Raw genomic sequence first — 14,315 nt, 5'->3', positions numbered from 1 at the left:
TATGATAGATTTAAAGGCAGATAGCCCCCTCGATATGGACCTCGAACCACTAGAGCCACTTGAACAAAGTGAACTTGCTCCAGCAGAAGAGCCTGCAAAATTTGTTGATTCAGATCCCCTCAATGCGGCGATCGACGAATTGCAGAAATCAATTTCTGATGAGGAGCTTGATGGTGCGGCTAGAAAATTTTCCGGCAATGCCAATTACAATAAAAGCGTTTTTGATGTCCCTGTAGAAGTGCAAGTTATCATCGGTTCAACCCGCATGTCAGTGTCACAGCTCATGGCAATGGAACCGGACACCGTCGTCACGCTTGATTCAAAAATTGGAGAACCAGTAGATATCGCAGTAAACGGCAAAAAGATTGGCGAAGGCGAATTAGAAATTAATGCGCATGACCCGAACTCACTTTGCGTGCGAATCGTAAAACTCGGCTCATAAGCATGGTAAAAGTTTACACACTCAGCAGACCACAACGCGCCGCAGCCATTCTCGTAGCAATGGGCAAAGAACGCGCTGGCATTGTTTTGAAAACATTCAAAAGCGAAGAGCTGCGTGTGATGATTGATGCGGCGCACACATTGCAAACAATTCCGCAGCCGGACTTGGAAAAACTTGTCCAAGAATTTGAAGCTGAATTTACCAAGGGCGTTGGCCTGATTGATTCAGCCGATACGATGAAGAACATTCTTAGCGACTTCATGAGCGATGATGAACTTAAAGATTTCATCAAACGCGAACAGTTGGAATCGCCAGAAAAAGAAACCATCAACATTTGGCAGCAATTGGAAGAGACCGAGCCTGAAAAGGTCATTGCTTATCTTGAAAAGCAACCTGCCCAGCTCGCATCCATCATTCTAAAGCGCCTTCAGCCGAAAACTGCCGCAGCCTTGCTTAAGCATCTGCCGGAAGACAAGCGCAAGAAAACCGTCGCTCGTATGCTGTCGTCGCGTGATATCAGTGACCGCATGCTCGAAGCCATTGAGAAGAATTTGCGTGAAGAATTCAAGCCTAATCCAAATTCGGGTGGCTTGCGCGAATCAGCCTCTAAGATGGCTGAAATCTTGAACGAGATGGACACTGAAACCTGCGATATAATGTTAGCGCAGATGGAAGGCCAAGTTGAAGAAAAGAAATTGGCTCTCGTCAAATCGATGATGTTCCGGTTTGAAGATTTGGTTCACATGTCAGCCATAGACCGCACTAAGCTTTGTGATGGGCTGCCACAAGAACTTCTAACCAATGCATTATTTGATGCCGACAAAGATGTCGCCGAAGCGGTGCTGTCGAGCCTTGGTCAACGTACACGTCGCATGATCGAATCTGAGATGGGCGACGATGTCAAAATACAGGAAAGCACGGTTATTCAAGCGCGCAAGTCCATAGCGACGCTCGCTCTCAAAATGGCCGCAGAAGGTCAGATTACCCTTCCTGAAAAATAGGACATCATAGATCATGTCCGACGATCAAGATAAAGACCAGAAAACCGAAGATGCTTCTGAGCAGAAGATCAAGGATGCGCTGGAGAAAGGTCAAACACCTGTCTCCAAAGAGCTCTCCATCTTTTTCAGCCTCTTGGTTATTCTCGCGCTCATCGTATTCGGCATGTCCGAAAACATGATGGCAACAGGCGATCAATTGGCCGGCTTGCTGAATAGGTCAGGTGAAATTTATCTAGCTTCCAACGATGATGTTATGGAGCTTATGAAAGTCTGCGTGGCCATTGGCGCTATTTTGGCCGCACCGTTTTTTGTCGGTCTAATGCTCGCCGGTATTGTGAGTTCCGTATCGCAAAACCCGCCTTCAATCGTCTGGAAGCGCGTAACGCCGCAACTATCAAGAATTTCCATTGGCAAAGGCCGTGAGCGCATTTTTTCCGGCAAAGGCTTTATCGAATTTCTAAAATCCGTTGCTAAAGTCGGCATCTCTATCTTTATTGTTTATTTTCTAACCTCGAATTTCATCGAAGGTTTGATGTCTGGTTTTTACACCAGAACGGCAGATTTTCTGACCCATCTTCAACTGGAATTAATCGGCATTGTCTCTGCTATTCTTGTGACGATGACAGTCATCACAGCCATCGATGTTTTCATCTCACGCAAGCAATGGCTTGATGATTTGAAAATGAGCAAGCAAGAAGTCAAAGACGAGATGAAGCAGGCAATGGGCGACCCATTGCTGCGCTCACGTCAGCGGTCTATGGCGCTTGATCGCTCTCGAAACCGTATGATGGCAGCGGTCCCAACAGCGACCGTCATTATTGCCAACCCAACACACTTTTCTGTGGCGCTGCGCTATGACCCGGACAAGGATCCCGCCCCGATGGTCGTGGCGATGGGCCAAGATGTGCTTGCGCTGCGTATTCGTGAAATTGCAAAAACCCACGAAGTGCCGATCATTGAAAATGTTCAATTGGCACGCGGCCTTTATAAAATTTCAACCGTTGATCAACCAATCCCGCCTGATTTCTTTCAAGCCGTTGCTCAGATCATCGCGTTTCTTCGTAATCAAACCAATAAAAGCAACCCATTAGGTCCTGCTATATGAATGAAATTACAACCCATTCCAAAATCGAAACCCAGCTTGCAGCGACAATGCGCGGCTTTATCGGCGAGTTAAGGCTTGTCGATCTTGCCCACTATGTCAGCTACATTCAGATGGATCGTTTCGATTGTTTGGCCGATATTGTTGGCGAAGCCTCACAGCTTTATTTTGCACCTGATTTTCTGCAGCTGGAAAAAGTTGCGTCGGTTTCATCTGATTGGGGAACAGAAGCATCTGTGTCACTCAACATCAGTTTTAATGGCGCACGCGCACGCAACATCGTGAATATTGTTCTGTATGATACCTATGCAACGATTAAGCTGCTTCATACAACGCCGGCTAATTCTGACATAAGTCAGCAGGATCTTGAAGATTCGTGTTGCCGCGAAATTGAAGAAAACTATTTGGGCAAAGTGGCGCTCGGAAATATGCGGCCACTGGGTGAGGCTATTCTTTCTCACGCCAGTTTACGCCGTTAACGAGCAACTTAGCTTATGAAGCTTTTTGCCACTCTTCGCTTTGAGTTTGCGCCGCATCGCCTGAAACATTAAAGCGCGACACCGTTGCCATAAGATCAGCAGCCAATTCAGCCACCGTTTGTGTTGCTGCATTGGTTTCTTCTGCCATCGCAGCGTTTTGCTGTGTGGATTGATCAAGCTGCCCGATCACGCTGTTTACTTCCTGCAAGTCATCTGACTGTTCACTTGATGCCGTTGCAATCAGATCAATCAACGCATTGACCGAACTAATGTTTTCTTCAATTGCCGTAATCGACGTACCGGTTGATTGAACCAAGCGCACACCATTTTCAACTTCTTCGCCAGATGTTGAAATCAGGCCGTCAATTTCTTTGGCCGCTGTGGATGCACGTTGTGCAAGTTCGCGCACTTCCTGCGCAACAACAGCAAAACCAAGTCCTGCTTCGCCAGCACGCGCTGCCTCAACGCCCGCATTCAAGGCAAGCAAGTTTGTTTGGAATGCAATATCTTCGATCATTGACACGATAGAAGCAATTTTGGATGACGTATCTTCAATACGGCCCATTGCCTCAATGGCTTGCGACACAACATCGGATGCTTTGCGTGCATGATCTTGCGATTGAAGTCCCATTTGGGTGGCTTCCATCGCACGCTCAGAAGAGGCTTTAACCTTGTTCGTTACTTCACCCAATGTCTGTGCAGCACCTTCAATTTGGTTTGCTTGGTGTTCTGTGCGTTCAGCAAGCTGCGCCATCGCTGAACGCAGCTGTGTCGAGCCTGAGCTGATATCGCCCGTATTATGCGCCACACGTAGCATCACCGACTGCAATGTTTCCTGCGACTGGTTAAAGTCGGCGCGTACATTATCCAATGTGCCATAAAATGGTGTTTCCAAACGAGCGCTCAGATTTCCCTGTGCCAGTTCTTTCAACCCAAAGCCGAGTTCATCGACAGCTGACTGGATTTGGCGTGCCTCTTCAGCTTTCAAATTTTCATTTTCGAGGCGTTCTTCCTCAACTTCTAAGCGCACTTTTTCAGAGTTGCTTTCAACTTGAATTTTTTCCAGTGCGTTATCACGGAAGACCAAAAGTGCTTTTGCAAGCTGGCCAAGTTCATCGCCGCGATTGGTATAATTGATCTCCGTATCAAGCTCACCTTTGGCAAGCGAACGGGTCGAACCAATAAGCTTAGACAGTGGATTAACAATACCGCGATTAATCACGACAAAGGCAACTAGCAACAATGTCAGAAGCGCGGCCGCTCCAATACCAATCAGGACATTCGTGCTCCAAGCAAGCTGTTCATCAAGCTGGGCTGATGACGTTGCGATTTCAGCACGTTCCGCCGTCAAAATATCAAAGATGATGCTGTTGATAAGTTTTGTTTCGCGGTAAACATCTTGAACAAGACCTTCTACGGCCTCGCTCGTATTCAACACAGATTTGCGAAGGGCAATAAGGCCCGTGTCGGGATGAACAAGGTCATTGAGCTTTTTGGCATTTTCTACAGTGTCTGAATTGCCAACTGCGTCAAGCAAATTGCTAAGACGTGAAACAATAAAGCCAACGCTCTGCTGCATCGTCTCCACGATCTTAGGATCGTCGGTCAACGCACCTTGAACCACCATTGATGTAAACTGGCGCAAAGTAGACATTGCTTCCAAGCTGCTACGCACTTGCTTCATCTGGATATTCACCAAATCATTGATAATACCCTTATTCTCTGAAGCTGCCTTTTGCGCGTTCAGCAGCATTCCATTATATTTATTATCAACGGCTTTCGCGAGTTCCTTTTCAACATCGTTTTGAAGTTCGTTAATTCCATCAATAAATGTTTGAACAGAACCGGATTTCGGGAAGAAACTTGCCAGTTCACGCATTTTAATTGCTTCTTCGCCGCGATTCGCCAGCAGGTTGAGTTTGCTAGCTGTTTCTTGGGTAAGATCGCCATTGGCAAGCAGGCTCTTGGTCGTATTGCGAATACGAATAGATGCGCGTCCCAAAATCGACTTGAACTTGCCTTCAAGTTTTGGCTCGCTGAGGTTCAGGAATGTTGAAGCCGCACCACCCAATTGACCCACTTCGATTTGGACATCCATCAATGTGCGAAATGCAAAAACTTCTGTCTTCATCAATCGGTCAACAAGCGCGCCAGCTTCGCGTCCAGCAGTTTGGCCACCTGCTTGCAATTCTGAATAGGCTTTGCTGATAGCTGGTGACAGTAAAGCGCCAATGCGTGTGTCTGTTTTAAACAGCTCAAGCAGCAGTTCAGATGACTGCGCTTTGATTGAAAGATTTCCATCGGTCATTGCATCAAGTGCGGAGAGCTGGCTGCTAAATCCCTCAACTGCTTTGCGCAGTTTGGCAATATCGTCCGCTGCAGGCCCCGTTTGATTGGAGGCTGGAACACGGTTGAGCAGGTTCTCAACAGTGAGCGACAATGTATCGAAAGCTTCTTGACGTGCATCTTGTTGATCCGCGCCAATCAGTTCTGAGGCTGCGATCGTAAGCTCTGTACTTTGAATGGCCAGCGTGCCTGCATCCACAAGCGAAGGAACGCGCTCTTCGTTAATAGCGCGAAACTGAGTGCTCGCCGAATTAAACGCATAAACGGCGATGGTGATTGCAACAGCGGTAAGCAAACCAACAACGGCGATAGAAGCACTGAGCTTCGTTCTGACACCAAGTGTTTTGCGATCTGGCTTTACAGCAAATTTCTGCGTCGCAGCTTTGCTATTTGACTTATGACCAAACTTAAACAGATCTTTTGACAGCGCCATTGATAAAACCACATACGTTCTTGGAATCTATTGGTGGGAAATTGACATAAAAGCCAGATCATCCGTAAAAACGGTGTCACGGCTACACTAATATTCAATTTCGAGAAGGACATGCTGCGCATTGCGAGCGTTTTGGCGAAGATCATCGTCAACAAGTGCTGTTGCCGCCATGCATGACGCTGCCATTGAAGCACTAAAAATTAGTTAAAATTGACGCTATGCCATTAACAATTACAATCATCATACGGCACGCTTACTGCATGCATTGAATTCTAATCACGCCGTGAATTTTAATGTCATATATGCGATATAGCTAAGAACGGATCACGATGATTTTAAATGAGCAGGTTTTACCATGATACTCGACAAGACCATTTTCGCACCTTCCACTTATGCTCAAATCGACGCTGTCAAAATCGTTCATGAACGCGCATTTGGGGCAAGCTTTGAGCCTAATTTGGTGGAAGCACTTCTGCTATCAGATATTCCAACGCTCGATATGGCTGCATTTATCGACACACAAATCGTCGGCCATGCATTGCTTACTGCACTTGAGGGCCAAGACCGCGCTTTGGCGCTTGCCCCGCTCGCCGTTGATCCAGATTGGCGTGACTTTTTAATCGGAACAGAAATTGTTCGCCGCTTGATTGACGACGCAAAAGCGCAAGGCTGGAAAAGCATATTTGTTTTAGGCGATCCGGTTTATTATGGACGCTTTGGGTTTAATTCCCAATTGGCGGACCGCGTTCAATGTGCTTTCCAATGCCGCGAATTTCAAGCACTTGAGCTTGAAGAAGGCGCACTTGCAAATGCCACGGGTGAATTGCTTTACCCAACACAATTTGCGGCCGTGGGCTAAACCCCAGACATGAAAAAGCCGCCCATTAGGCGGCCAATCAAAGCGAAATTTTAAAAGCGATTAAGCTGGTAGAATTTGCTGATTAAGTGTTGTCAGCTGTGCAAGATAATTATTTGCCTTGGCTTGATCTTCGCCTTCAGCCGCAGCCGCTGCATCAGCCTTTGCAGCCTCGATACGCGCATCAAGATCAGCTTTGTTAACGTCAGACACGGCAACAGCAGATTCTGCAAGAATTGTGCATGATGTTGGAAGAACATCAATAAAGCCGCCAAAGATGACGTAATCTTCTTGTTTGCCCTCAGCAGTCGTCACTTTCGCAACACCGGGTTGCAAAGTTGACATTGTCGCTGCGTGGTTAGCCATCACCGTGAAATAGCCATCACTACCAGGTACAACGACCTGTGTGACTTGCTCAGATAGAAGCAGGCGCTCCGGAGAAACCAACTCGAATGTAAATGCGTCAGCCATAAATATTACTCAACTTCGCTCTGTGGCAAAAGTGAACCCAAAAAGCCTAATCCAGCGCCGATCAAAGAACCAACAATGAGATTAAAACTTACTGAATTATCATAGTCCAGACCGAAAAACTGGTCGAGAGTACTCGGTCCGATAAGCAGTCCGACAAGGAAACCGGCGAATGTAAGTTCCGCAATAAATTGCAACCTATTATTCATCACCGGCTCCTTTCGAGCTATTTCAATTATGCAGCTTCCGCTGCAAGTTTCTGTGCTTTCTCAAGCGCTTCTTCAATGGAACCAACCATGTAGAAAGCAGCTTCTGGCAAATGGTCATAATCACCAGCTACCAAGCCTTTGAAGCCCTTAATTGTGTCTTCAAGTGCAACCAGTTTACCCGGTGCGCCTGTAAACACTTCAGCCACGAAGAACGGCTGAGAAAGGAAGCGCTCAACTTTACGTGCGCGCGCAACAACCAGCTTATCTTCTTCAGAAAGCTCGTCCATACCCAAAATAGCAATAATATCTTGAAGCGATTTGTAACGCTGCAAAGTAGACTGCACCATACGGGCAACTTCATAGTGCTCTTCACCAACGATTTGTGGGTCAAGCATACGTGATGTTGAATCAAGCGGGTCAACCGCAGGATAAATACCTTTTTCAGCAATCGCGCGGTTAAGCGTTGTTGTCGCATCCAAATGCGCAAACGATGTCGCAGGCGCCGGGTCGGTCAAGTCATCGGCAGGAACATAAATCGCCTGAACCGAAGTGATCGAACCTTTTTGCGTCGTCGTAATACGCTCCTGCATCTGACCCATGTCAGTTGCAAGTGTTGGCTGGTAACCAACCGCTGAAGGAATACGGCCAAGAAGCGCTGACACTTCTGAACCGGCCTGTGTAAAGCGGAAAATGTTATCAACGAAGAACAACACGTCCTGGCCTTTATCACGGAAGTCTTCCGCAATTGTAAGACCTGTCAAAGCAACACGGGCACGCGCACCTGGCGGCTCGTTCATCTGACCGTATACGAGAGCTGCTTTTGAGCCTTCGCCGCCGCCTTTGACGTTAACGCCAGAATCGATGAATTCGTAGTAAAGGTCGTTACCTTCACGTGTACGCTCGCCAACGCCAGCAAACACAGAATAACCACCATGGGCTTTCGCGATGTTGTTGATCAATTCCTGAATAAGAACCGTTTTACCAACACCAGCACCACCGAACAGACCAATTTTACCGCCACGCGCATATGGTGCGAGAAGGTCGATAACTTTAATGCCAGTTTCAAGGATCGCAGCTTCAGTTGATTGCTCAACATAAGTAGGCGCTTCAGCGTGAATTGGACGCAAAGTCTTTGACTTGATCGGACCAGCTTCGTCAACCGGCTCGCCGATAACGTTGATGATACGGCCAAGCATTTCTTCGCCAACAGGAACCATGATCGGTGTGCCTGTGTCTCTTACGTCCTGACCGCGAACCAAACCTTCAGTTGAGTCCATCGCGATACAGCGAACTGTGTTCTCGCCCAAATGCTGAGCAACTTCGAGAACCAAACGGTTGCCGAGGTTGTCAGTTTCAAGTGCGTTAAGAATCGCTGGCAGATTATCCGTGAACTTAACGTCCACAACCGCGCCGATGACCTGAGAAACCGTGCCAATTGCACCGGACTTTGCCGCTGCTGAGCGTGACGGCGCTTTTGATGCAGCAGCTTTCGCTGGTGCTTTACGCGCTGGCGCTTTTTTAGCTGGTGCCTTAGCCGGAGCCGCAGCTTTTGCTGGTGCTTTTGCCATTTTGACTACCCTTTTCCTTACAGCGCTTCCGCGCCCGAGATAATTTCAATAAGTTCTTTAGTAATTTGCGCCTGACGCTGGCGGTTATAGCTCATTGTCAGCTTGTCGATCATTTCACCGGCGTTACGGGTCGCATTGTCCATAGCGGACATTTTTGAGCCCATTTCACCAGCAACATTTTCAAGCAATGCGCGGAAAATTTGAACCGAGATATTGCGCGGGATGAGATCATCCAAAATGGCACTGGCATCTGGCTCATATTCGTACATCGCAGATGCCGCATTAGCAGCTTCTGTCTCGTCAACTTCCGGCGCAGCAGCTGGAATGAGTTGAAGACCCGTTGGCACCTGATTGATCACTGAGCGGAACTCAGAATAATACAATGTACAAACGTCAAACTCACCTGCAGCAAACATCGTCATAACGCGCTTGCCGATAGCATCAGCATTTGCAAAGCCGATATTCTTCACTTCACGCAAATCGATACGGTCAATAATCAACGCTGCAAATTCACGGCGAAGAATATCATAACCTTTTTTACCGACGCAGAGGATTTTCACCTCTTTGCCTTCAGCTTGAAGCTTACGCACATCATCACGCACAAAGCGCGCAATAGATGAGTTAAAGCCGCCGCAAAGGCCACGCTCGGATGTACAAGCGATCAACAAATGCGTCTTATCGCTTCCCGTACCGGTCATCAGTTTCGGCGCATCTTCACCCGATACAGTGGCTGCAATATTAGCAAGCACCGAACCCATGCGCTGCGAATAAGGACGCGCAGCTTCTGCCGCATCTTGCGCACGGCGCAATTTTGCAGCAGCAACCATTTGCATGGCTTTTGTGATTTTCTGCGTTGCCTTAACCGACGAGATGCGGTTTCTAAGGTCCTTCAATGAAGGCATATCTTATAACCCTTACCTAAGAGCCTCGCTAAATTAAGCGAAGCTCTTTGCGAATGCCTCAATTGCAGATTTCAGCGCTTCTTCTGTTGAATCAGTTAGCTTCTGTTCTTTTGCAATCGTTTCGAGAATGGATTTTCCTTCACCGCGCATATGCGTCAGAAGGCCTTGCTCAAACTCACCAACCTTGTTGACTGGAAGCTTATCAAGATAACCTTTCACGCCAGCAAAGATAACAGCAACCTGCTCTTCCGTTTTAAGCGGCGAGAACTGTGGCTGTTTAAGCAATTCTGTCAAACGCGCACCACGGTTTAGCAAACGCTGTGTGGAAGCATCAAGGTCGGAGCCGAACTGCGCAAACGCAGCCATTTCGCGGTACTGAGCAAGCTCACCCTTAATAGAACCAGCAACCTGTTTCATCGCTTTAATCTGCGCAGCAGAACCAACACGAGAAACCGATAGACCAACGTTCACAGCAGGACGAATACCCTGGAAGAACAAGTCCGTTTCAAGGAAGATCTGACCGTCAGTGATCGAAATCACGTTAGTCGGAATATAAGCAGAAACGTCGTTCGCCTGTGTTTCAATAACCGGCAAAGCCGTCAATGAACCAGAACCTTCGTCTTCGTTCAATTTCGCTGCACGCTCAAGAAGGCGTGAGTGAAGATAGAAAACGTCACCAGGATAAGCTTCACGGCCCGGAGGACGGCGAAGAAGAAGTGACATCTGACGATAAGCAACAGCCTGTTTTGAAAGGTCATCATAACCGATCAAAGCGTGCATGCCGTTGTCGCGGAAATATTCACCCATTGTACAGCCTGCAAATGGTGCAAGGAACTGCAGTGGAGCAGGATCAGATGCTGTCGCAGCAATGATGATTGAATAAGGAAGCGCGCCGCGCTCCTCAAGAACCTTCACAAACTGGGCAACAGTTGAACGTTTCTGACCAACAGCAACATAGATACAGTAAAGCTTTTCGCTTTCTGTGCCTGTCTCGTGTGCTGGCTTCTGGTTCAAGAATGTATCAAGAATGATCGCTGTCTTACCTGTTTGGCGGTCGCCAATGATAAGTTCGCGCTGACCACGGCCAACAGGGATCAAAGCATCGATAGCTTTAAGACCAGTAGACATTGGCTCATGAACAGATTTACGTGGGATAATACCCGGCGCCTTAACGTCAACGCGCATGCGCTTTTCAGCTTTGATAGGGCCTTTACCATCAATCGGGTTACCGAGCGGGTCGACAACACGGCCAAGAAGACCTTTACCAACCGGCACATCCACAATCGCGCCTGTACGCTTAACTGTGTCACCTTCTTTAATGTCACGGTCAGCACCAAAGATAACAACACCTACGTTGTCTTCTTCGAGGTTGAGCGCCATGCCACGAATGCCACCAGGGAATTCGACCATCTCACCAGCCTGAACTTTGTCCAAGCCGTAGATACGGGCAATACCGTCACCTACAGATAGAACTTGTCCAACCTCGGAAATCTCAGCTTCTTTGCCGAAATTCTTGATTTGGTCTTTAAGTATTGCAGAAATCTCTGCCGCGCGAATGTCCATCATCCGACCTCTTTGAGCGAAATCTTAAGTGAGGAGAGTTTGGTCTTTAGTGATGTATCGATCTGGCGTGAGCCGATCTTCACTATCAAACCTCCGAGAATTGACGGATCAACTGTTACGTTGAGCGTCACGTCTTTGCCGGCAACATCTTTCAATGCAACCTTCAATTCTTTTTCCTGAGCAGCGGTCAAGTTTGCGGCCACAGTCACATCAGCAGTCACTTCACCGCGGCCATCGGCTGCGATTTCACGAAATGCTTTAATGATGGAAGGCACTGCAAAGAGGCGGCGATTGCCAGCAACTACTTTGAGGAAATTTGTAACAAGCGGGTGAAAACCTGCTTTGGCAGTAATGCCGTTAATTGCTGCCACTTGATCGTCTGATGAAAAGACAGGACTTTCAATAAGGCGCTTTAGGTCGGCACTGCCGGAAACCATAGCTTCGAACGCATCAAGCGATGCTTCGACCTTGGCTGCAGCCTTCGCATCAACAGCAAGTTCATACAATGAACCCGCATAACGCGCGGCAACTTGAGAGGTAGGAGACGATGTAGCCACAGGCAATCACTTCTCTTAGCTAGATAATGTTAAAGGGCTCCAAAACGGATTAAAGCCCTAACACGTTGATTAAATTGTTTTTTTTAAACACTTAGGATCTACAAGCCGCAACCCCTAAGCAAGATGATGGCGATCTAGCATAGGGTTTAGCATGGTGCAAGGTGTTGAACCTACTCTTTTGTCGCATATAAAACGCCTAAAATAGCGCTGTATAGCCATAAATCAGTGGTCCAGCCGCCAATGCGGCCTCCATTGCTATCGAAATCCAGTTAAAACGTGTGTTGCCACGGTCAACGATAATCGAAACCAAACGGCCCAATGCGGTGAATGCCCAGCTTGCGCCCAGCGTCAGCCATAATAGCGGCTGGCTAAAGAGAATCGCTAGAATACCAACGCCAAAATAGAACCCAGCCATTGTCGCACGGCTTTCCGATAAAGCTTCCGGCACACCTTCAGCGGTGCGCAAGCGCAAAATCTTAAATGCCTTGCGCGGTGCCAAGAGAAGAATCAGTCCGAAGCCAATCGTTATATATGCCGATGCGAGCGCAAACCATTCGCCTGCAGGCTCATTAATAATCACTTCTTGCATTATGCCCTCTTTCTAAGTTTGTGTTCGCGGTACCACAGATAAAGGCCAGATCCCGCGACAACCATCATACCCAATACGGTCCAGCCGTCAGGCAGATCACCAAAAATAAGAAACCCGAGCAATGTCATCCATATTATCTGCGTATAGATGAACGGCGTAACCTTTGCCGCATCGGCAAGCTTGCTTGCTTTAATCAAGCCCATATGACCGACCATACCAGCCATGCCCGCCAGAGCAAAAGCAAACCAGTCAGACATGCGCTGCGGCATCTGCGCTTCAGGAATACCAAGCGGTGCAAAGATAAGCACACCAAAGAAGCAGGAATAAAAGATCAAACTTTCCGGCGTTTCAACCGAAGCCAGCTTTCGTGTCAGCACCAGATAGAACGAATTACACAGCATTGAGCAAATGATCAGCAAAATCGGCCAGCTAAAAACATCTGTTCCCGGCCGCACAACAATCAACACACCGATAAACCCGATAAAAATCGCAACCCATCGGCGCGGCCCCGCCCATTCACCCAGCATAGGCCCAGCCAGAACGGCAACCACAATAGGAGAGGCAAGCAGCACAGAAATTGTTTCGGCAAGTTGCAAATATTGAAGCGCAAGAAAATTGAAGCACGTCATCGCAGGCAGTAAAAGCCCACGGCATACCTGCAGCACAGGCCGTTCCATCTTCCATAGTTTTGGATTATTCCACCCCTTAAAGAACAGAAGCAAAAACAGGGCTTGAATCGCAAACCTGACCCAAACAACAAAAAACACGGCCTGCCCACCAACCACAAGCCATTTGGCCGATGTATCAAGCAGCGAAAAACAGAAGAACGAAAACAGCGCAATACCAATTGCAACCGGCGGCATTGGTATTTCTGCGATAGGAGATTTGTTTTGCAAGATCATATGTCCGAATAAGTGCTTCAATCGCTCTGGCAGATTTACCCCTTAAAGAAAAGACCGGATAACCTGCGCCGCCGAGCGTGCATCGACACTGGAGGCACGCACCAACTCATCAAAATGACGGGTTAAACCCTGCACCTGCTTGCGCTCTCGAAACACCATATAGAACTGCCCGACATAAACAGCGGCAATCAGCGGCCCGAAAATCACCAAGGGCGCTGAATGAACTTTTCGGCTAGAAAATAAATAAAGCCGCACAGACGGGTAAAGGTCGCCGCATTGTTTTGCCATATGCATTATCTGCTCAACACGCACATCCTTGGGTATTCCCTCAAAATAGCCCTCGCCGCGCGCCAGTGATTTTACAGTCTCTATCGGCACACAAATTTCATAATCCGACCCCGGCGCCTGCAGCCAATCGGCTGTATCGCGCATCGCCGCGCTTGCCTGTTCAGGCGTTTTGTCCTGAAACAACTCATATTCCCATTCCAGCATAGCGCCGGTTTTCAAAATATCAGGCAGCGTCGTCGGTACAGCGCGAATTTTATGCCCCGCCGCCTCGCGGTGCCAAGCGATCAATTGCTCATCGGCAGGCGTGCGCTGTGCATCGGCAAAATTCAAACCTGCGCTCAGCAATTGCGCTGCCCGCTCAGAGCGATCCGACAAGCCGAGCAACCAATCAGCACTTACACCGAGTGCCGCCGCAAATTCAGCCGCTATATGCGCATTGGGCAAGCGCGCATCTTCACCATTGAGAATTTGCGCAACAGTTGAACGGTCAATGCCTGCATCACGCGACAGCTGTGAACGGCTGATTTTCGCAGCAGTGAGCCGCTCGACAACACGGTCACGAAATAATGCGGCTCTATCCAGTTTGTTCATTTAATCTACTTTGGTGTTT

At 48.1% G+C, this 14,315-nt stretch carries 15 protein-coding genes; 5 read left to right on the top strand and 10 right to left on the bottom strand.

The genetic code is table 11. The annotated features are described in order from the left end of the window. The first annotated feature begins 1 nt into the window (after position 1). Genes N530_RS17975 through N530_RS18665 form a run of 4 tightly spaced genes read left to right on the top strand, consistent with a single transcriptional unit; the run spans position 2 to position 3,024 of the window. A complete protein-coding gene (locus N530_RS17975; RefSeq protein ID WP_081773948.1) occupies positions 2–442 on the top strand; it encodes a FliM/FliN family flagellar motor switch protein in 441 nt (146 codons plus the stop codon). A 2-nt stretch (positions 443–444) separates the two neighbouring features. After that, the gene (locus tag N530_RS0111240) at positions 445–1,443 is read left to right on the top strand and encodes a FliG C-terminal domain-containing protein (protein WP_026480770.1); all 999 of its coding nucleotides are present in this window, start codon (positions 445–447) and stop codon (positions 1,441–1,443) included. 13 nt (positions 1,444–1,456) lie between these two features. Further along, on the top strand, positions 1,457–2,548 hold the full coding sequence (locus tag N530_RS0111235; protein ID WP_018689940.1) for a flagellar biosynthesis protein FlhB: 1,092 nt from the start codon (positions 1,457–1,459) through the stop codon (positions 2,546–2,548). After that, positions 2,545–3,024, top strand: coding sequence for a hypothetical protein (locus tag N530_RS18665; protein WP_026480769.1), 480 nt, complete (start codon positions 2,545–2,547; stop codon positions 3,022–3,024). Before N530_RS0111235 ends, N530_RS18665 begins: the two co-directional genes overlap by 4 nt. A 13-nt stretch (positions 3,025–3,037) precedes the next feature. Here N530_RS18665 and N530_RS18660 read toward each other — a convergent pair whose 3' ends face one another. Next, complete coding sequence (locus N530_RS18660; RefSeq protein ID WP_051540908.1) at positions 3,038–5,803, bottom strand: methyl-accepting chemotaxis protein; 2,766 nt, start codon at positions 5,801–5,803, stop codon at positions 3,038–3,040. Between the two features lie 355 nt (positions 5,804–6,158). Here N530_RS18660 and N530_RS17960 point away from each other — a divergent pair, with 355 nt between their 5' ends. Continuing rightward, entirely contained in the window at positions 6,159–6,662 is a 504-nt protein-coding gene (locus tag N530_RS17960) for a GNAT family N-acetyltransferase (protein WP_051540907.1), read from the top strand. Positions 6,663–6,722: 60 nt separating this feature from the next. Here N530_RS17960 and N530_RS0111210 read toward each other — a convergent pair whose 3' ends face one another. The 9 genes from N530_RS0111210 to N530_RS0111170 all read right to left on the bottom strand — a co-directional run bounded on the left by N530_RS0111210 (position 6,723) and on the right by N530_RS0111170 (position 14,296). Continuing rightward, positions 6,723–7,130 carry a F0F1 ATP synthase subunit epsilon gene (locus tag N530_RS0111210; RefSeq protein WP_026480768.1) on the bottom strand — a complete coding sequence of 136 codons (408 nt, stop codon included), beginning with the start codon at positions 7,128–7,130 and terminating at the stop codon, positions 6,723–6,725. A 5-nt stretch (positions 7,131–7,135) separates the two neighbouring features. Beyond that, entirely contained in the window at positions 7,136–7,336 is a 201-nt protein-coding gene (locus N530_RS0111205; RefSeq protein ID WP_018689935.1) for a hypothetical protein, read from the bottom strand. Between the two features lie 26 nt (positions 7,337–7,362). Then, positions 7,363–8,904 carry a F0F1 ATP synthase subunit beta gene (gene atpD / locus N530_RS0111200; protein ID WP_026480767.1) on the bottom strand — a complete coding sequence of 514 codons (1,542 nt, stop codon included), beginning with the start codon at positions 8,902–8,904 and terminating at the stop codon, positions 7,363–7,365. 17 nt (positions 8,905–8,921) lie between these two features. Beyond that, the gene (locus N530_RS0111195; RefSeq protein ID WP_018689933.1) at positions 8,922–9,806 is read right to left on the bottom strand and encodes a F0F1 ATP synthase subunit gamma; all 885 of its coding nucleotides are present in this window, start codon (positions 9,804–9,806) and stop codon (positions 8,922–8,924) included. Positions 9,807–9,839: 33 nt separating this feature from the next. After that, the gene (gene atpA / locus N530_RS0111190; protein WP_018689932.1) at positions 9,840–11,369 is read right to left on the bottom strand and encodes a F0F1 ATP synthase subunit alpha; all 1,530 of its coding nucleotides are present in this window, start codon (positions 11,367–11,369) and stop codon (positions 9,840–9,842) included. Then, the gene (locus N530_RS0111185; protein WP_202899067.1) at positions 11,369–11,926 is read right to left on the bottom strand and encodes a F0F1 ATP synthase subunit delta; all 558 of its coding nucleotides are present in this window, start codon (positions 11,924–11,926) and stop codon (positions 11,369–11,371) included. The genes atpA and N530_RS0111185 overlap by 1 nt, the downstream gene beginning before the upstream one ends. Positions 11,927–12,122: 196 nt before the next feature. Beyond that, positions 12,123–12,515: a DUF4345 family protein gene (locus tag N530_RS0111180; RefSeq protein ID WP_026480765.1), complete on the bottom strand. Its 393-nt coding sequence runs from the start codon at positions 12,513–12,515 to the stop codon at positions 12,123–12,125. Next, positions 12,515–13,417, bottom strand: a complete 903-nt coding sequence (locus N530_RS0111175; RefSeq protein WP_051540906.1) for a DMT family transporter — start codon at positions 13,415–13,417, stop codon at positions 12,515–12,517. Before N530_RS0111175 ends, N530_RS0111180 begins: the two co-directional genes overlap by 1 nt. A 42-nt stretch (positions 13,418–13,459) precedes the next feature. Further along, complete coding sequence (locus tag N530_RS0111170) at positions 13,460–14,296, bottom strand: helix-turn-helix domain-containing protein (protein WP_018689928.1); 837 nt, start codon at positions 14,294–14,296, stop codon at positions 13,460–13,462. Positions 14,297–14,315: the final 19 nt, after the last annotated feature.

Source organism: Ahrensia sp. 13_GOM-1096m (assembly GCF_000620605.1).
GTDB classification, from domain to species: domain Bacteria; phylum Pseudomonadota; class Alphaproteobacteria; order Rhizobiales; family Rhizobiaceae; genus Ahrensia; species Ahrensia kielensis.
Note: the sequence above shows the minus strand (reverse complement) of the source record. Positions and strands in the feature narration are given on the sequence as shown.